This is a genomic window from Pseudomonas sp. LBUM1660 (assembly GCF_059695935.1).
Genome location: NZ_CP166796.1, coordinates 82,964 through 101,755 on the forward strand (window position 1 = coordinate 82,964; position 18,792 = coordinate 101,755).

Annotated in this window: 12 protein-coding genes and 2 pseudogenes; 6 read left to right on the forward strand and 8 right to left on the reverse strand. The window is 52.6% G+C overall.

Features of this window, described 5'->3' with window-relative positions; genetic code table 11:
* Window positions 1-78: 78 nt before the first annotated feature.
* The 3 genes and pseudogenes from ACA068_RS30140 to ACA068_RS30150 all read right to left on the reverse strand — a co-directional run bounded on the left by ACA068_RS30140 (window position 79) and on the right by ACA068_RS30150 (window position 2,809).
* A protein-coding gene (locus ACA068_RS30140) for an IS3 family transposase (protein ID WP_497304932.1) occupies window positions 79-1,295 on the reverse strand; the annotation gives its coding sequence in 2 pieces (ribosomal slippage) (window positions 79-950 and window positions 950-1,295; 1,218 coding nt in all).
* A 167-nt stretch (window positions 1,296-1,462) separates the two neighbouring features.
* A complete protein-coding gene (gene aqpZ, locus ACA068_RS30145) occupies window positions 1,463-2,149 on the reverse strand; it encodes an aquaporin Z (protein WP_497310821.1) in 687 nt (228 codons plus the stop codon).
* A gap of 316 nt (window positions 2,150-2,465) precedes the next feature.
* Window positions 2,466-2,809: pseudogene (locus ACA068_RS30150) on the reverse strand (YgiW/YdeI family stress tolerance OB fold protein).
* Between the two features lie 570 nt (window positions 2,810-3,379).
* Between ACA068_RS30150 and ACA068_RS30155 the strand changes: the two are divergent.
* The 3 genes from ACA068_RS30155 (at window position 3,380) to ACA068_RS30165 (ending at window position 8,959) form a co-directional block, all read left to right on the forward strand.
* Window positions 3,380-4,594 (forward strand): EAL domain-containing response regulator, encoded by a 1,215-nt coding sequence (locus tag ACA068_RS30155; RefSeq protein WP_497310822.1) that lies wholly within the window; start codon window positions 3,380-3,382, stop codon window positions 4,592-4,594.
* A gap of 102 nt (window positions 4,595-4,696) precedes the next feature.
* A complete protein-coding gene (locus ACA068_RS30160; RefSeq protein WP_497310823.1) occupies window positions 4,697-5,323 on the forward strand; it encodes a response regulator in 627 nt (208 codons plus the stop codon).
* Complete coding sequence (locus ACA068_RS30165) at window positions 5,324-8,959, forward strand: ATP-binding protein (RefSeq protein WP_497310824.1); 3,636 nt, start codon at window positions 5,324-5,326, stop codon at window positions 8,957-8,959.
* Between the two features lie 1,387 nt (window positions 8,960-10,346).
* Here ACA068_RS30165 and ACA068_RS30170 read toward each other — a convergent pair.
* The 3 genes from ACA068_RS30170 to ACA068_RS30180 all read right to left on the reverse strand — a co-directional run bounded on the left by ACA068_RS30170 (window position 10,347) and on the right by ACA068_RS30180 (window position 12,608).
* Entirely contained in the window at window positions 10,347-10,565 is a 219-nt protein-coding gene (locus ACA068_RS30170; protein ID WP_497310825.1) for a carbon storage regulator, read from the reverse strand.
* Window positions 10,566-11,246: 681 nt separating this feature from the next.
* Window positions 11,247-11,987 carry a fimbrial biogenesis chaperone gene (locus ACA068_RS30175; protein ID WP_497310826.1) on the reverse strand — a complete coding sequence of 247 codons (741 nt, stop codon included), beginning with the start codon at window positions 11,985-11,987 and terminating at the stop codon, window positions 11,247-11,249.
* Window positions 11,988-12,056: 69 nt separating this feature from the next.
* A complete protein-coding gene (locus ACA068_RS30180) occupies window positions 12,057-12,608 on the reverse strand; it encodes a fimbrial protein (protein ID WP_497310827.1) in 552 nt (183 codons plus the stop codon).
* 442 nt (window positions 12,609-13,050) lie between these two features.
* On the opposite strand from ACA068_RS30180, the gene ACA068_RS30185 reads away from it, so the two are divergent.
* A protein-coding gene (locus ACA068_RS30185) for an IS3 family transposase (protein ID WP_497310828.1) occupies window positions 13,051-14,270 on the forward strand; the annotation gives its coding sequence in 2 pieces (ribosomal slippage) (window positions 13,051-13,396 and window positions 13,396-14,270; 1,221 coding nt in all).
* 141 nt (window positions 14,271-14,411) lie between these two features.
* On the opposite strand, the gene ACA068_RS30190 is transcribed toward ACA068_RS30185, so the two are convergent.
* On the reverse strand, window positions 14,412-15,032 hold the full coding sequence (locus ACA068_RS30190; protein WP_497310829.1) for an EAL domain-containing protein: 621 nt from the start codon (window positions 15,030-15,032) through the stop codon (window positions 14,412-14,414).
* A gap of 24 nt (window positions 15,033-15,056) precedes the next feature.
* Between ACA068_RS30190 and ACA068_RS30195 the strand changes: the two genes are divergently transcribed.
* Window positions 15,057-15,191, forward strand: coding sequence for a hypothetical protein (locus ACA068_RS30195; protein WP_497310830.1), 135 nt, complete (start codon window positions 15,057-15,059; stop codon window positions 15,189-15,191).
* 62 nt (window positions 15,192-15,253) lie between these two features.
* Here ACA068_RS30195 and ACA068_RS30200 read toward each other — a convergent pair whose 3' ends face one another.
* Window positions 15,254-16,450 (reverse strand): IS256 family transposase, encoded by a 1,197-nt coding sequence (locus ACA068_RS30200; protein ID WP_497303600.1) that lies wholly within the window; start codon window positions 16,448-16,450, stop codon window positions 15,254-15,256.
* A gap of 60 nt (window positions 16,451-16,510) precedes the next feature.
* Here ACA068_RS30200 and ACA068_RS30205 point away from each other — a divergent pair.
* Window positions 16,511-17,563, forward strand: a pseudogene (locus ACA068_RS30205) (IS3 family transposase); the annotation flags it as partial.
* Window positions 17,564-18,792: the final 1,229 nt, after the last annotated feature.

The following is an 18,792-nucleotide window of genomic DNA, read 5'->3' on the forward strand; positions in this document are numbered from 1 at the left end:
GGGGCGACGACTGCGAAAACTGCCGGGGAGGACTAACCTGATGGACTGGCCCCTGCTAAACCGGACACCAATACCCCGTTAAATTGATGCCGCTGCCAAACGCCTAAACTCCCGCGGTGAACGGTATTTTAGAGCGCTGTGCGGATGCTCCTCGTTGTAATGCTCAAAGGCAACCGTCAGGTTGCGCAAGGCGGTTTCCCGGTCAGGTTTGGGCATGTGCGCGACGTAGTCGCGCTTCATCGTTTTAACGAAGCTCTCGGCCATGCCGTTGCTCTGCGGGCTGCGCACCGGTGTCGTCACCGGCTGTAAACCGATCTGTCGGGCAAACTGGCGTGTCTGTTCAGCGATGTAGGCCGAGCCGTTATCGCTCAGCCATTGCACCGGGGTGGCAGGCGGTTCTTCACCGAAGCGTGTTTCCACCGCTTCCAGCATCAGATCGCGGATATCGTCGCCGCTGTACCCCGTCGGGCTGGCCACCCAGCCGATGGCTTCGCGGTCGCAGCAGTCCAGGGCGAAGGTCACGCTCAGCTTGTCGCCGTCTTCACAGCGAAACTCAAACCCGTCAGAGCACCAGCGGGTATCGCTGGTGGCCACTGCGATGCGGCCTTCATGGCGGCGCGCCACTCCGGGCTGTTTAATTCGACGCTCCAGCAGTAACTGATGATCGCGCATCACGCGATAGACCCGTTTGACGTTGATTGGCGCCTGACTTTGTTGTTCGCGCCGACGACGGAGCAAACCCCACACACGGCGGTAGCCATAGCTGGGCAACTCACTGACTTCAGACTGAATCTCTTTGACCAAAGCGGCATCGTCCATTCTTGGACGACGCCTTGCGGGCCGTGCAGCTGGCTTGAGTCGAACCGTTAATTGCGAGCGCGCTACACCGAGACTTTCACTGATCAGCTTCACAGGTCGTCCCCCGGCAACAAGGGTGAGTGCGCAATCCATTTTCGCGACCGAGCAATCTCCACGGCTTCCTGAAGGATCTCGACTTGCATGGTTTTCTTGCCCAGCATCCGTTGTAACTCACGGATCTGTTTGAGTGCGTCGGCCAATTCAGAAGCCGGCACTACGGTCTCTCCGGCACTGACCGCCGAGAGGCTGCCATTCTGATAAAGCTTGCGCCATTGGAAGAGTTGGTTGGCATTCACGCCATGGCGCCGGGCCACGACCGAAACACTTTGTCCTGGTTGCAGACTCTCGCGAACCATCGCCAGCTTTTGCTCTGGGCTCCAACGGCGACGACGCTCCTGGCCCAGCAGCTCCCCACCCTTATCACTACTATTAGTCATATACATAACCGTTTGCCTATCCCTTATCTTAAGGGGGAAACGGTGTCCTGTCTTTCATGGGGCTCGTCCAGTCAATTACAAAACGCCCGATAGTTGAATCGGGCGTAGGAATTAGGCTCGTGCAAGCCGTTCATCAGACTGGAGCCTTGTGGTTCAGACCTTCTTCACTAATCTTCCTTGCTAATCAGGCGATAAGCCAGAGCGCCTAAAACTGCCCCGATAATGGGGGCGAGCCAAAACAACCATAGCTGGGAGATTGCCCAATCACCTGCGTAGAGTGCAACGCCGGTACTCCGTGCCGGATTTACCGAGGTGTTGGTCACTGGAATGCTGATGAGGTGAATTAGCGTCAGTGCTAAGCCTATAGGGATTGGTGCAAAGCCCGTAGGCGCGTGTTTATCTGTGGCTCCGAGAATAACCAGCAGAAAGAACATTGTCATAATCACTTCCGACACCAACGCTGCCGTTAGCGAATAACCACCGGGAGAGTGGGGGCCATAGCCGTTTGAGGCAAAGCCACTGGATATGTCAAAACCCGGAGCACCGGTAGCGATTATGTAAAGCACACCACCTGCGGTAATGCCCCCGAGAACCTGGGACACGATGTAGGGTGCCAGTTTATTCGCCGGAAAACGTCCTCCGGCCCAGAGCCCTATGGATACGGCGGGGTTAAGGTGACAACCGGAAATATGCCCAATAGCGTATGCCATGGTCAGTACTGTCAGTCCAAAGGCCAAAGATACACCCATGAAACCGATTCCAAGGCCGGGAAATTGTGCGGATAGCACCGCACTGCCACACCCACCAAGCACGAGCCAGAAGGTGCCAAAAAACTCTGCTCCATATTGTTTCATTAGTTGTACCTTGTAAAAAAAGATAATGCGTCATCCAACACAATTGTTGAATTTGCGCAGTCTGTTCAGTTTAGATAGGTGCCCGAATTTCTTTATGGTTGATGAATACTCAAAAGTCTGACGGCGCTCTAAAATATTGGAAAGGCGAAGGGTCAGCTAGTGGGACGATTCTGTTTATTGCAAGTCGGGAACTGAGGCTTTCTGGACGGGGGCAACCACTTACAATTCAGTGAATGCAAGTGATTTGGCTATTGAGGTGCAGTTTCATCTGGCTGATAGAAAATAGTGCACCTGATTGGCTTTCGACAAAATCAATTTAATTGACTATTTCGGTGTGATGGACATCAACGCTTGCGAGTCATCATGTCTCTCTCGACTTCACCAACCAACTTAAGCTTTGTCTTGTCACTGAATGCGACCAATGGTAGATCTTCGTTATCGATCTCTACTGGTGCCGCTGGCGTCCTTAAACTCGTACTTGGCATCATAGTTCAGTTTTCTAGTGATGTAGCCTTAGAGTACGACCGGAGTATCATCGGCGGCTTCGTTGGCGCCTGCTACTGTAGTAATGGCTTGAACTCCAGGTCCGGTATACGTTGCGGCCAGCACTGCGGTGCTAAATAGGGGGGCAAGCAGCAGAGTGAAATAGCGTGCCTTCATGAATTTCATCCTTTGGGTATGGGTTTTGGGCTTTAGGTTGATTTGCAGCTATATCAGCGCAACCGTACAATTAACTTATGCATGTCTCGTCAAACGGGCGAAAAAATCACCGTAGCTTGGTTCGAGCCAAATATGCGGAGATATTAAAAGTCATGAAGCTTGGTTCGTCTGTAGGAAAATTCTGAGCATTCTAAAATAGGCCGGCAGCGTGCTAGTGAGTTTCTCTGGGCAAATAGTTGCTGTACTCGAGTATTCGGGTACTGGCTAAGGGGGAGGAGTGCTCTCGACTCTCCCTCTTGTCGTAATCAGCAAGCAACTGTGTGGCAAGATCGGGCATAGGCTTCGCGGGGGTAGATGACAGGTCTTCGGAAAAGCAGTCGCGACGCTTCTTGTGGCACGTCTGTTTAAAAAATGACAGGGTTTTGTGTCGAATGTCATCGTTCCGCGTTGAGTGCTTATCCTACAGTTGCGCTTGGGAAAATTCCTACGCGTCGGCAGGATGGTTCCTACTCGTACTGTCGTCCGGCGTCGTCATCATTAAGGGCTTAAATTCACCAATGGTTAAGGAAGATGACCCCTCCAAGTGTTCTAGTGCTAGACAATCACTCGTTTAATAGCAGTGTCAACGTGATGCTGCTGCGGCGCTTGGGTGTACGCGACATATTACAAGCCAGCCATGGTGAGCAGGCGTTGAAGCAATTGCAACTGTCAGGTGGTGTGGATGTTGCCTTGTGTGACTTGGCCGACAAAAGCTCCGACTATCTGGAATTCCTGTTGCAGGCCAAACGAGGGGGGCTTGTTCGTGCTGTAGCATTTTGCAACGTGCTGCGCCCCGAGTTGGATCGCGCATTAGGGCAGGCTAGTTTGTTGGCCGGCTTGGAGGTGCTCGGAGTGATGAGGCAACCCATGCAATTGCGTTCATTGCATCGCATACTCCATCGCTACAAGTCACGGGGTGCTGCTCCTGCGACATCCGTATTGCAGGAATTACCCAGTGAAGCAGAGATCCGTCGAGGGTTGGTGCGAGGTGAATTTCGAGCCTGGTTCCAACCCAAGTTACATATGGCGCGAGACTCATTGGTTGGGCTCGAAGCGCTTGCCCGCTGGGAGCATCCTAATAAAGGGGTACTGCTTCCAAAGGAGTTTTTAGCGGCTGTTCTGGCTTACGACTTAATAGATGAAATGTTTATACAGTTGCTGGAACAGGGGGCGGCCGTGCTAGGAGTATTGCGTCGAGAGGGGGTAAGTCTTGAGCTCGCATTCAACTTGCATGCATCTCAAGTTTCCGCCGAATTGGTCGAGCGTATTCGTAGCGCTTTGAAGCGCCACGCATTGCCCGGTTCGGCATTCAGCTTCGAGTTGTCGGAAAATGGTTTGCTCCACCTGCCTCCCAAGACCCACGACAACCTGCTAAGACTGCGTATGCTCGGCTGCGGCCTGTCAATCGATGATTTTGGGAGGGGGTTCTCAACCCTGCAATTATTGTGCCGGTTGCCATTTGATCAAATCAAACTGGACCAAATTTTCGCTCAGTCGTTAGGTCGCCCATCTAGTAAAGCGATGGTCGCCAGTACGATGGCGCTCGCTCGCTCGCTGAATATGAGCTTGGTTATCGAAGGGGTCAGTAATCAATGGGTGCGCGATACTTTGATTGGTATGGGGGGCTTGATCGGCCAAGGGTTTCACCTTGCGCGTCCGATGAGTCTGGATGATTTGCTGGAGTGGTTGGCTAGGCGAAAGCTGCGTCAGCTTCAAGGAAAATTCCAAGAAACGTCCTATAATTGAAAAATAGCATACGATTAACATATTTTGATTAGCTAACGATTTAACGGTTTGCACTCAGTTTGTAGGCGGTGGCGTCCATAGAGTCGGACTATAGGAGGAGATATGCATAAGGTTTTACTGGTGGATGATCATCCGTTTATTCGTTCGGCAGTTAAAATGCTTTTGACGCGAGAGCAATATGATGTGGTTGCGGAGGCGGATAACGGAGCTGATGCGGTTCAGTTGGTGATAGAGCATGTGCCGGATCTGATTGTATTGGATATCGCGCTCCCAAAGCTTGACGGTTTGGAGGTTATCCGAAGAGTTGGCCTTTTGGGATTATCAAACAAAATTTTAGTATTGACGTCGCAACCAGCACTATTCTATTCCCGGCGTTGCATGAGTGCCGGTGCGGCTGGTTATGTATCCAAGAGCCATAGTCTCGACGAGTTAATCAAAGGGATTAAAGTTGTTATGAGTGGTTATACTTATTTTCCAAACTTGGCTACAAGTTCGGTGCGGCGTAGCGAAGTTGAAGTTACAGATACTGATTTGATTAAAACCCTGTCGGATCGAGAGCTTACAATTTTGCAGCAACTGGCCAATGGTTTGTCTAATAAGGAGATTGGTGATTCTATGCTTTTAAGCAACAAGACGATTAGTACTTATAAAACTCGTTTGATTGATAAGCTCAACGTGAAGTCGGTGGTTTATTTGGCTGATTTTGCTAAACGTAATAATTTAGTTTGAATGAAAACTTACAAGCGGATGTACCTGGTAGCATTAGTGCTTTTAGGGGGGCTGTACATCTCGGTATCTGTCGAGGCGGAACCCGGTCACTTACGCCTGCTTGGACGGTCGGATGTTGAGGGATATCAAGTCGTTCTCGATGAGGTAGATTGGCGTTGGTTGCGAAATAAACGTACGTTATTGCTCGGGGTTTCTGTTCCGGATTATCCTCCATTCGAAATGGTGGTCAATGATTCTGAGCTAGAGGGGATAACTTCCGATTTTTCGGTGTTGATTGGTCAATTGCTGCATATAAATATTGAGGTTAGGCGTTATGATAGTCGCGAGGAACTTGTTGCTGCTGTAAAGAACGGTGAGGTTGACTTTTTAGGAACTTCAAATGAATATGAAGCGGCTGACCCGCTGACTATCATGTCTCACGTTTATGCGGATGACAAGCCAACTTTAATTTCCCGGAAAGGGGAAAGTAGAGCGCTTCGACCCGATCTCGCAGGCAATCAGATCGCGATGCTTTACCACTATCAGTCTCCTGACGCGGTCAGGGCGTTTTACCCAAAAGCGACACTTCAGCTTTACCCTTCCATGTTGGCTGCTATCGGTGCAGTTTCTTTCGGCCATGCTGATGTCTATCTGGGTGATGCCATCAGTGCCAACTATTTGATAAGTAAGAATTTCCTTAATAATGTGCAGTTGGCTGATTTTTCTCGCATGGAAGTTCGAAATTTTTCCTTTGCACTCAATCGAAGCAATGTGCGTTTGCTTCGCATCCTTAATGCGGCTATGGATGTCATACCCGAGAGTGAGAGGATGACTATCATGCGCCGCTGGAGTGCGGGTGGCGCCAGTATGCCAGGGCAGCATCGACTTCAATTCAGCGATAATGAGCAGCAGTGGTTGGATCGTCATCCACGTTTGCGTGTTGTTATTGATGAAAATCTTCCTCCATTATCCTTCTACAATAGCAAAAGTGAGTTTGTCGGAATTGCCGCTGACGTGCTGTCAAAAGTCGCTTTGCGTTCTGGATTAGATTTTGAGGTGCTGCGAGTTCAAACGGTTCCGGAATTAATTGATAAAATAAAAAAAGGTAAAGCCGATCTGCTGATTACATTGGCTCCAAGTGTTGAGCAGGAGGGAGTATTAAGGTTTACTCGACCTTACTTAAACACTCCATTTGTGATGATTACTCGTGTAGGCAAAGATAGCCCTCGTTCTCTGGACGAAATGACGGGCAAGCGCATGGCTTTGGTTTACGGTAGTTCTGTATCGGACTTTATCAAAGTAGAATACCCAGGAATCCAGTTGGTTGATGCGGACAGCTCAAGTCAGGCCTTGAGTATGGTTGCCGACGGTGAAGTGGATGCGACGGTTGACTGGCTTATCTCCGCGCGCTACGCGATTTCCCGTAATTATGATGATCGATTGCAAATAGTCAGTACAGTAGGAACATCCGACGCGAGAGTGGCCTTTGCTACTGACCGTGGGTCGCTGGAACTCTATTCGATCCTGGACAAAGCACTTCTCAGTGTTCCGCCAGAGGAAATGGATGAGGTCACTAATCGCTGGCGCAACGAAATGATGAGTGATGACAGTTATTGGGTGCGTAACCGCACGTTGATCATTCAAATTTTCTCAATAGCGATGGCTGTACTTCTAATGGCGTTGGGTTGCATTGCCTATATGCGGTTGATTATCTATCGTCGTGATCAGGCGGAGCGGGCACTGAACTATCAGTTAGAATTTATGCGGGTCTTGATAGATGGTACGCCACACCCTATTTATACTCGTGATCGGGAGGGGCGGCTACTGATGTGCAATGCTGCATATCTCGACGCGTTCGGGGTAAAGCGTGAAGATGTGATCGGTAAAACTGTGCTTGAAGGGGCATTGCATGACCCCATCGAGGCGAAGACCTTTCATGAGGACTATCAGCACGTTATGGAGCTTGGATCGCCTCTGGTGCAGGACCGCTGCTTGACTATATTCAAAGATAGAGTTCTGACGATTTATCATTGGATGCTACCCTATCGTGGGACTAACGGCAAAGTTGCAGGCATGATCGCCGGCTGGATCGATATTAGCGAGCGTCAGATGTTGATGGCGGAATTGCTGGAAGCGAAGGACTTGGCGGACGGCGCCAATCGTGCAAAAACCACATTTTTAGCGACCATGAGTCATGAAATTCGTACGCCAATGAATGCAGTCATTGGCATGCTTGAGTTGGCTATAAAAAAAGCTGATAAAGGCGTGATGGATCGGTTTGCGATTGAGGTTGCCTCCGGGGCTGCGCATGGTTTGCTGGATTTGATTGGTGATATTTTGGATATCGCCCGTATCGAGTCCGGACGGTTGTCATTGGCTCCGGAGCGGGCAAATCTGCGCGATTTGGTTGAGTCGGTGCTAAGGATTTTTGAAGGGCTGGCGCGACAGAAGCATTTGTCGCTGATACTCGATCTGGATTTCAAAGCTAGCCAGGATGTGCTGGTTGACCCTGTGCGCTTCAAGCAAATTTTGTCGAATTTGTTGAGTAATGCGATCAAGTATACCAATGCAGGCGAGGTGCGCTTGAGTGTGCGGGTTGAGTTCTCGCGCGATAATCAGCGTCTAAAGCTGCACCTTGAGATTGAGGATACAGGTATCGGTATCTCAATCGAAGATCAGCAGCGTTTGTTCAGTCCGTTTGCCCAAGCCAGTAATAATCTTCAGTCATCCCGAAGTGGATCGGGCTTGGGACTGATGATCAGTCGAACCCTTTGCGAAATGATGGGGGGGCAATTGTTACTGCACAGTGCGGAAGGTAGGGGGACGCGTATTGTTGTTTCACTGGAATTGGCGGTGCTCGAGCCGATTGCCGAAGTGCCCCTACAGAAAGACGAGCCCATTGTGCACAGTCACACGCTCAATATTCTGGTTGTGGATGATTATCCGGCCAACAGACTGTTGTTATCGCAGCAATTGAGTTATCTCGGGCATAGGGTCATTGACGCCGAGGACGGGGCTCATGGTTTGCGTGCTTGGCGTGGTCAGCATTTCGATGTGGTGATAACTGATTGCAACATGCCAATCATGAATGGCTATGAATTCGCCAGGGTTATTCGTCAGGAGGAGATCGCCAAAGCTATTCCGCCATCGTTGATCCTTGGCTTTACCGCGAACGCCCAGCCAGATGAGAAGGGCCGCTGCATTGATGCGGGAATGGATGACTGCTTATTTAAGCCCATCAGTCTTCAGGATCTCAGTGTTCACCTAGCGACAGTAGTGTCTGTTGCACAGGCTTTCACGCATAGCGATCAGCAGGAACTGAGTGACGATATTGATTTGACGAGTCTTGAACAGTTGACTCGTGGCGATAGCAACTCAATCAAAACCTTATTAGGTGATCTGGTCAGTAGTATTGATGAGGATATGGTGCGGTTGCTTCAGTTGTTCTCTAAGCATGACTTGACGGGGCTCTCTGATCTCGCGCATCGAGTGAAGGGTGGGGCGCGGATTATCAAGGCTCACGCGCTAATCCAGTATTGCGAAAATCTGGAGGCAATATGTAATGGTTTCGATGCTTCGGGGTTGACTGAGGCGGTTGATGTGCTTCAACAAGCTATGGAACGGTTGTCAGTCAAGCTCAGGCTTTATATCGGTTGATGAAGTGTTACGTCGTTTTTAGAGGGCCGACCCGGCGAAAACATATTTCTGATCCGGTTGCTTAGGAGGTACATAGATGACTGGCCTCCAAAGTCGTTGTTTAAGACATCGAAGATACTGTTGGTAAGGAGCAGAGGTCTAAAGATAGTCGGCCTAAGTACACCAACGTCATGATATTCACTATACCAGTATTCTTCTAATAGGACTGTTTTCGGCAGGTCCGGTGATTGTGGTAGGTCCGAGCGATCTGCCGGTCAACTGTATAATTCAGAGTCGGATCGAAGGCTTGTAGCTGATTCGTGTCAGCGAGAAGTGTCCTGTCGGGAGTTCGTCGCGTGCGGCTGGAGGTCGAAGCTGGCTTGTCTCAGGGAGTTGCTAGTGCGCAAATAATTATTCTACGCCGCGAGCGGGCCGTGCTTATGACAATTTGTCGTGTGCATCAACAGTGAGCGCCCGCCGGCTCCATTCTTTTCGCGGGATGATTTGCAGGCTGTGTTCAATTATGTGGACGTTGGTAATAATGTGCGCGCTGAGCGTAAAATTTCGCACGGAAACGCGAAATTAATACGTTGCAAAAGAACGGAAGAGTGAGATCTGATTGATCAGATCAGAGTAAAAAGTGCCGAACAAAGCGTTGCTCTTTACTTGGTTCGGACATATATGCAGTTCCACTCGAAGTTCAAAAGATTAGACCTTGATAAGACGGGTCTCGCTCTGTAGGGTTGTGCATACCTGTGGTTTTTGACGAACGATTATTTCTCAGGAAAGGGGGCGGTTCTGCACTTGGAATAGGGTCCTGTGAATAAGTTTTCATGCTGGGGGAAGCTAAGCCCGGATGCTGCTCTTGGGAATACTTGATGGTTTCCCCCAGTTCCTGATGTCGCTCGATAATCGAATTTAGCATCACGCCGACGAGGCAGGACGAAAACACGACGCAGATCAAAGTAAACCAGGATAGTGTGATGGTGTGTCGCATCATGAGGATTAGAATCTTTGCACCAAGGTGTTTGTATTACAAAAAAATGCATCCCAGTCATGCGGAGAGATACTTTAGAGCATTGCCTGGCTAGTTGACAGAGTGCTTCTTGGACAAGTGCCAAAAATTCAATCAGTTCACTCACTTGACTTTCTATCGTGACGGCACATTCAAGCAGATCCCCTTCCAGGCGCTTGAGTGACAGGTGCTATGAGTTGATACAGTTTAAATAGATCATTGTGTAGCAGCGATGGACGTCCGTCTCCGTCATCCCTAAGAGCATCGCGAAGGTTATCGAGTCCATCGATAGCGCACAGCAGGGTAACTACTGCTTCCTTTTTAAGGTGCAGCTCCCCATACTCATCATTCGTAATCATCATAGATGTTTTTATGATTGGGTTAGACGTTTCATTATGGGTGCACTATCTCGGTGAGAGTGGGAGGAACCATTGTGATGCTGTCGTTTGCCTTTTGGGCATGAATAGGCCGATAAACTTCCTTGCTATGAATAGTTACCTCTTGGGGTGCCACAATGCTTAGCTCCGCCACTCCGTGGTTAGTACTCAGCACTTTGATATGGAGGTTATTGAGAAATATTGATTCACCGATGTTCCGAGTGATTACCATCATGGTTGGAGACCTCAATGTTTGCTGTAAACGGCGTTGATTGTGAGAAATTGCTCATAAGAGGGTAGGAGTAGATATAGGCGGCCGGAATTCTTCTTCTGTATCCTTCCAGTCAGGTATGCAGCCAACCCTCCCCGTCACTACGCAGATTAGTAATTTGCTCTTCATCTGGCTGTAGGACGCTTCTGAAAGTGACCCAAACGAGTGACATCACGGGCGAGAAATGCAGTGGAAATAGACTATGGTCAACAACAGCTCCAGCACGAAGCAAGACTAGCATTGATGGCTCAAGCTGTTGGGATGTCGAGAAACGTGTGCCCCCCTTGGTCAGCTGCCTCAAGTCTAAGCGGGCTTTGCCACTTTCTAGGCGACGTATGGTATTGGCGCGAAGCTTATGGGGGGGTATAACCCGCCAATTCCAGCCGCGTCGCCCGGTGTGCCAACACTTTGGTACTCCCCTGAACATATTGATTGCCTTCAAGTCAAGCCCCTTCGAATCCTGTGAAGGAATGAACCGCTGAACTCTTCCTCCTCAGTCCGATCTACCCCGAATGTATACCTGATATGGCGGCAAGCATTTTGAGAAGCAAGTTGTTTGTATGTTCAAGGTAAGAGGAAGTGGCTTACTCAAAAGGGGATCATTTAGCTGGACATACTTATCCCTGCGTACTCAGTGCTGCTACATCAGGGCTTAAGAATTTGCTTGGTCGGTACCAACGCGCCGTAATCATTAATGGCGTTAAACTCGACCTGGGCGCCCGCAGCAGGCAGCGCCTTGAGCGAGGGCAGAGCAAATTCCTTGGTTTCGCCCGGAGCGACCATGCCGTCGACGCTGTTGTAGCGCTGACCTGCGGCGACCAGAGTCAGCTCCACTTGCGACACGTAGAAGGCGGTCGGGTTATGGGCCTGTAAGGCATAGCCCTGAGCGACCTTGATGACCTTCCATTGCACCTGATCAATTGCTTCGGTTGCGCTACTGGGCAACCCATCTGGACGGTAAAAAATCTTGATTCGCGAGCGAAATGCCATTTGCAACACATTCAGATCCACCGGACCTTCGGCTGCCGGGGGAATTTCCAATACGTTGAACCAGAACACCGACTCTTTGTCGGTTGGCAAGGTCGAACCGGTAAACATCAACCGCAAACTCTGACCCTTACTCGGATCGATACGCGCGACCGGCGGCGAGATTACGAACGGTGCCTTGGAACTGGTTGGGCTAGACTCCACATCGCCACTGTCCACCCAAGACTGCACCAGGGCCGGACGCGTGCCGTTATTGTTCAGTTTAACGGTGATTTCTTTCTGGCCCGCCGGGTAAATCAAGCGGGTTCCGGTGATCACCACACCGGCCATGGCATGAGAGCAGACCAGGCTAACAAGCATCAACAACACGCCGCGACGAACTGTTTTAAAACTAGACATAAAACCCCTCACTAAGCGTACCGATGCGCGCCGGCTCCTACAGGCAGGACGCACACCAGTGAACATGACTTATTTGTAGTCGATATTATAGGTCACCGAGCTGACCACGGTACCTGGAGTGGTGGCGCCGGTAGCCAGGTACTGCACGGCGTATGGCATGTTGGCGGCACCGGTACCATCAATAATGTTCCAAGTGGTGGTGGCCTTCTGCTGACTGAAACCAGCCTGAATAGGGGCGCCGCTTCGAGCGTCAACCAGTTGAAGTTGAACGTTGGTAGCAGTACCGGTCATGTTTTTTAGGTTGCCGGTGACTGGATCAACAGTCGCGCCGTTGTTGAAGAATGCGGAAGCAGCGACCGTAGCATCGACGCACTGGCTCAGTTGAATGTTGAACCCAGTACGACCTTCGGTTTGACCCGCAGCAGTCAACAGGCTGTTGGAGATAGTCGGCAAGGTTACGGTCGCCGGAGCAGGACTCACCACGCCGTTAACGGCGATGGTGCACGTTGTGCTATACAATAGACCGTTGAAGTTAATAGTACCGTCGGCAGCATTGGCAAACTGAGAAACCGAAGCAGCAACCAGCCCAGCAAGGGCAAGGGCAAGAACTTTGTGATTCATGTGTAAACTCCAAAAATTAGGATTCTAAAACCTGCGACAAAAACTTTGATGATTTTCCAGACACGGGATGCGTCATGGGTAAGAACAAGTCATCTGCTTGAGCCATGAATCATGCACTGGAATACACACACTGAGCGTAGGCGCTATCCTTGCGGACTGTAGGAAATTTCCTGCAAAAAAAGCGAATTTTGACGTTTCTGCACTGAGGGCTTCGGTCTTTAATTTATGCGACTGCTTTCACGCTGTCGCTAAACGTCGATGTCGAAGAGCACTCACTGTCATGCTGCTTCTGGTTACCGAGCAGCAGCAAGTTCGTGCGCGGTAGTAACCTGTCCGAAGATCGCATCGAGCTGATGGAGCGTTGGTTAAAGGTGAACGAGCCCCATGAAAGACAGGACACCGTTTCCCCCTTACGATAAGGGATAGGCAAACGGTTATGTTTATGACTAATAGCAACGATAAGAGTGGGGAGCTTTTGGGCCAGGAGCGGCGGCGCCGCTGGAGCCCAGAGCAAAAACTGGCCATGGTTCGCGAGAGCCTTGAGCCAGGACAAAGTGTGTCGGTCGTCGCTCGGCGCAACGGCATCAATGCCAACCAGCTGTTCCTGTGGCGCAAGCTGTACCAGGACGGCAGTTTGTCGGCGGTCAGTGCCGGTGAAGCCGTGGTGCCTGCCTCCGAGCTGAGCGATGCGCTCAAGCAGATCCGTGAACTGCAACGGATGCTGGGCAAGAAAACGATGGAAGCCGAAATCCTCAAAGAGGCCGTGGAGATCGCCCGGTCGCGAAAATGGATTGCGCACTCACCCTTGTTGCCGGGGAACGACCAGTGAAGCTGGTCAGTAAATGTCTCGGTGTAGCGCGCTCGCAATTAACGGTTCGAATCAAGCAATCGGTATCGCCCAAAGTGCGGCGAAGCAGGCCTGTGAACGATGTAGAGCTGGTCGCTGAAATCCAGCAAGAGGTCAGCGAACTGCCCAGCTATGGATACCGTCGCGTCTGGGGACTACTGCGTCGTGCACGTGAAAAGCGCTCGCTGCCGGCGGTCAACGTGAAACGGGTTTACCGGGTGATGCGTGACCACAACCTTTTGCTTGAACGCCGGATCAAACAGCCCGGCGTGCCGCGTCGGCACGAAGGCCGTATTGCCGTGGAAACCAGCGATACGCGTTGGTGCTCGGACGGCTTTGAGTTCCGCTGCGAGGACGGCGCCAAACTGAGCGTGACCTTCGCCCTCGATTGCTGTGATCGCGAAGCCATCGGCTGGGTGGCAAGCCCGACCGGGTACAGCGGCGATGATATCCGCGACTTGATGCTGGAAAGCGTGGAGAAGCGTTTTGGTGATCAACTGCCCACCACACCAGTTCAATGGCTAAGCGACAACGGTTCGGCGTACACCGCCGAACAGACACGCCTGTTTGCTCGACAGATCGGCTTGCAGCCGGTGACCACCCCGGTACGCAGCCCGCAGAGTAACGGCATGGCCGAGAGCTTCGTGAAGACGATTAAGCGAGATTACGTGGCGCACATGCCCAAGCCGGATCGAGAAACGGCGTTGCGTAACCTGGCAATTGCCTTCGAGCACTACAACGAGCAGCATCCACACAGCGCCTTGAACTATCGCTCTCCGAGGGAGTTCAGGCGCTTAGCGGCAGCATCAATTTAACGGGGAATTGGTGTCCGGTTTTGCAGGGGCAAGTCCCCGATGTCAGACTTGTTGCGGCTTCTCTGATTCTTTTCTCAATGTATCTCGGGGGGCGGACAGATATTGGTCGCGCCCTGCCATTCACCCCAATGTAAAGCCGTACTACCTAATTATCGGCCCGGATTTTTTGTGCTGTCGCAGCCAATCCATGAAGGCCTCACCCGATAGCGGGCGGGAAAACAGGTAACCCTGGCCAATGGGGCACCCTAAGCCCTGCAACAATGTCAATTGTTCCTGCGTTTCGATGCCTTCGGCCACCAGCTCGATACCCAGTTGGCGAGCCAGATGCAACTGACTCTTAACCGCCACCAACGTCCGCGGATTGTGCGGTAGGCTGTGGATGAAACTGGCGTCCAGCTTCAGCTCGGTGCAGGGCATTTCACAGACGCGCTGCAAGGAAGAAAATCCGGCTCCCAAGTCATCGATGGAGATCCCGCAGCCGAGTAAGCGCAGGCGCACCAGGTTTTCGATACTGGTAATCGGTGCCTGCATCAATCCATTTTCGGTAATTTCCAGGATAAGACTCGCTGCCGGTATTCCCTGTGTATCAAGCACTTCACGTACGGCGTCGACCAGATCGGGCAAGGCCAATTGGCTTGCCTCCAGATTGATCGACAGGCGCATGCTACTAACCAATTGCTGCTCTCGAAAAAATTGCAGAGCATGTTTCGCCAAGATCCGTGTCATGGTGTTAATGGCGCCTGCACGCTCAACCGCCCCCAAAAACTGAGCGGGAGCCAGGAGTCCATGCTGCGGATGCTGCTAGCGCACGAGTACCTCCGCGCCAACCACGCCCAGGGACTGCAGATCGAGTTTGGGCTGGTAAAACGGCACGAATTCCCCGTCAAACAATCCGTCCTGCACCTCGACATCCGAGAATGACAATTGATCGTGTCCCTGGACGTGGTGTAACTCCCGTGTTCTTGGCTGTTGAGTTTGATGCCTCAGTTAATTATGGCTGATAGTTTAGCCGTGGGGTTGTCACTCACCGCCTGGAAGCCTTCCAGCTGCATGTAGCGCTTCTGCAGGCTCCATTCGTCGTTCTGCTCCAGTAGCATGGCGCCGACCAGGCGCACGATGGCGGCGTCGTTGGGGAAGATGCCCACCACGTCGGTTCGCCGCTTGACCTCGGCGTTTAAGCGTTCCAGTGGATTGGTGCTGTGGATCTGTTGCCGGTGGGCCTTGGGAAATGTCATGTGCGCCAGGACTTCGTCCTCGCTGGCATCCATCAGCTGGCTGATTTTCGGGTACTTTTCGCGTAATTGATCCGCCACGACACGCCATTGCCGGCGTGATTCGGCCTCATTGTCCTGGGCAAAGACCGTGCGCAGCAGGGCCGCCACCATGGTGCGCTGGCCTTTGCCCACATGGGCCATGGCATTGCGCATGAAATGGACCCGGCAACGTTGCCAGGTCGCGTTGAGTACCTTAAAGATCGCGGCCTTCAGGCCTTCATGAGCGTCGGAGATCACCAGCTTTACGCCCCGCAGTCCTCGCCGCATCAGGCTGCGCAAAAAATCCGTCCAGAACGGTTCAGCCTCCGAGGGGCCTACGCGCATGCCCAGCACTTCACGACCTCCGTCAGTGTTGACGGCCACGGCGATTATGACGGCGACCGAGACGATCCGTCCGGCCTCCCGCACTTTGACGTACGTCGCATCGATCCACAGATAAGGCCAATCTCCTTCGATGGGGCGATCCAGGAAGGCGTGCACACGCTCATCGATTTCGCCCGCGAGTCGTGAAACCTGGCTTTTGGAAATCCCGGTCATGCCCATGGCCTTGACCAACTCGTCGACCGATCGCGTTGAGACGCCTTGGATGTAGGCCTCCTGAATGACCGCGGCCAAGGCCTTTTCAGCGGTGCGGCGCGGCTCCAGGAAGCCAGGGAAGTAGCTGCCACTGCGCAGCTTGGGGATGCGCAGATCCACGTCACCGGTGCGCGTCTGCCACAAACGGTCCCGATAGCCGTTGCGGCTGTTGGTGCGCTCCATGCTCTTGATGTCGTAGCCGGCGCCGCACAGGCCTTCAACATCGAGTTCCATCATGCGCTGGGCGACAAATTGAATCATTTGCCTGAGCAAATCGACGTCAGCCCCTTTCTCCAGCAGCTCGTTCAGTGAGACAGTAGGTTTGGTCATCGTGGTTCTCCCGGTTCAGGTTAGGTCTTTGCAAACTCAACCTTAGCCAAGAACCACGGTGACCCACTTCTTTCGCCGCAAGGCGCCTTCAGCTGGTTTCAGTTACACCACTTCCAGGGACACGATCAAATCAAGGCCTGCCGGGAAATCGGTCTATCGCTGCGGACCTTGCAACGGTGGACTGAAACAGACGTTATCCAGGCCGATGCCCGAACGACTGTCACACGGTCAACGCCGCGAAATGCACTGAACGAGGCGGAGCGACAGACCCTTGTGACGCTGTGCAACAGCCCGGAGTACGCTCATCTGCCGCCGAGCCAGATCGTGCCGCGCCTGGCCGATCAAGGGCGCTATCTGGCGTCGGAGGCGACGTTTTATCGGGTCTTGCGGGCGGCGGGTCAACAGCAACATCGAGGCCGTAGTCAGCGCCCCAGGCGGTACGCCGCACCGACGACGCATGCGGCCAAAGGGCCCAATCAGGTGTGGTCGTGGGACATCACGTATCTGCCGTCGCCGATACGCGGCCAGTATTACTACCTCTACCTGATCGAGGATATTTACAGCCGCAAGGCCGTGGGCTGGGAAGTCTACGACGCGGAAAGCGGCGAGAAAGCCGCCGCGTTGCTGCAACGCAGCGTGATCGGCGAGCAGTGTTTACGCGAGCCGCTGGTGCTGCACTCGGACAACGGCGCGCCGATGAAGTCGGTGACGCTGTTGAGCAAGATGTACGAACTGGGAATCACGCCCTCGCGGGGCCGACCGCGGGTGAGCAACGATAATCCGTACTCGGAGTCGTTGTTTAGAACGCTGAAATACTGCCCGCAATGGCCGCAGGACGGCTTTGCCAGTTTGGACGCCGCACGAGCTTGGGTGAGGGATTTCATGCGTTGGTACAACAACGAACACCGGCATAGCCGTATCCGCTTCGTCACACCGGCTGAGCGGCATCGAGGACTGGACCATCAGGTCCTGGCCCGGCGACATGAGCTGTACGAACGAGCTAAAGAGAAAAAGCCGGAACGGTGGTCGGGTCGAACACGTAACTGGGAGCCGATCGGAACCGTGTTGTTGAACCCGGATCGAGAGCAACAGGTTGAGAAAAGAGCGGCATAGTTAGACGGTTGACGCGACAACTACCTTGAAAAACGCCGAGGGCTAGATAGTCGGTACGGTGAACACATGTGAATCTGCGCAAAGATCGTTAAATTGAACGAGCGGAAATGGCTTATACGCTCGAACCAAAAGGTAACGGAGGTGGGAACAGCGTTTTTTGCACGCGCGTTCGTGACCCACAGGCAGGCTTCCCTCCGTCAACATCCTTCTTGGCAGTTTGGGTGCTTTGGGTGCGCTCTCCGCCCCGACCTGCACCATCACCACTCCGTATAAACCCAGGAACGTCCCACACCACACTCACCCAACCCTTATAAGCACCCACTGAGCACTCAGCGAGCCCTAATCCGCACCTAAAAAACACCGTCTATTTCTCGACGACTTTCAACTGAAAGCACCGTAGACGCACCTACGCCACACCATCTCAACCCGGACGCCACCCCTAACGCCCCGACACAGCCCAGATCAGCACTCATATCGCACCGAGGGCGATATTGTCGTGGCGCACATGGACCCAATTCAGGTTCATTCACGCCTGCACTGGTCAAACCAGCATGGGGCTCCAGTTTCCTGGTCACGCAAGGGGGGACAAGCCAAAGCTAAAACATGGCCAATTGAATTATGCGGAGCTTGATAAAGGCGCGCAGCCGATTGGGATGTCAGAAACAAGGCCCGCGCGATGCCGGCGATGACATGCGTGCAATAGGCGGCAACACGGCGAGGGGAGCAGCATTTCGGCGCATAACTCCGCCTGCGTCCCCAGTGGCCCGCCAAACCGATGGAGGGTGGCGGAAAACACTCTCGAATCAGTGCCAAATTTGGGGGACAGAAATCAGTTAAAACACCGTCTAATGTAATTATACGAACTGACCCATGTGTTACCTCTGTTTTCCTGCTCTCCCAGGGTGCAAGACGGGATGCCCGGACGCATAGTGCGCCAGTTAAAGCTGGCGGAGGATAGTCGATGAAAGTTCGATACTGGTAAGAAATGGCGAATCAACCAGACCCCGAGTCATGCATGCTGCGCCGCGAGGTGCAGGGTGAAGCGTTGACAGGGGAAGCCGATGGGCCAGCCATTGAGCCGCGTAATCAGGAATCCGGGATGCCGATGCTGTTATGCGAAGCAGAAGGTAATACGGAGCATGGCGTTATACGCCAGTCATGCTCTGATCCCGCGCGGTCGGAGACCCTGTGCACGTCGGGAAGTCCTTCGAACAGAAACTGGGAGATCT

Excerpts from the sequence above, each read along its gene's own strand:
- aqpZ (WP_497310821.1), bottom strand. The coding sequence starts at position 2,149 with ATGAAACAATATGGAGCAGAGTTTTTTGGCACCTTCTGGCTCGTGCTT.
- ACA068_RS30155 (WP_497310822.1), top strand. The coding sequence starts at position 3,380 with ATGACCCCTCCAAGTGTTCTAGTGCTAGACAATCACTCGTTTAATAGC.
- ACA068_RS30160 (WP_497310823.1), top strand. The coding sequence starts at position 4,697 with ATGCATAAGGTTTTACTGGTGGATGATCATCCGTTTATTCGTTCGGCA.
- ACA068_RS30165 (WP_497310824.1), top strand. The coding sequence starts at position 5,324 with ATGAAAACTTACAAGCGGATGTACCTGGTAGCATTAGTGCTTTTAGGG.
- ACA068_RS30170 (WP_497310825.1), bottom strand. The coding sequence starts at position 10,565 with ATGATGGTAATCACTCGGAACATCGGTGAATCAATATTTCTCAATAAC.
- ACA068_RS30175 (WP_497310826.1), bottom strand. The coding sequence starts at position 11,987 with ATGTCTAGTTTTAAAACAGTTCGTCGCGGCGTGTTGTTGATGCTTGTT.
- ACA068_RS30180 (WP_497310827.1), bottom strand. The coding sequence starts at position 12,608 with ATGAATCACAAAGTTCTTGCCCTTGCCCTTGCTGGGCTGGTTGCTGCT.
- ACA068_RS30195 (WP_497310830.1), top strand. The coding sequence starts at position 15,057 with ATGCTGCGGATGCTGCTAGCGCACGAGTACCTCCGCGCCAACCACGCC.
- ACA068_RS30200 (WP_497303600.1), bottom strand. The coding sequence starts at position 16,450 with ATGACCAAACCTACTGTCTCACTGAACGAGCTGCTGGAGAAAGGGGCT.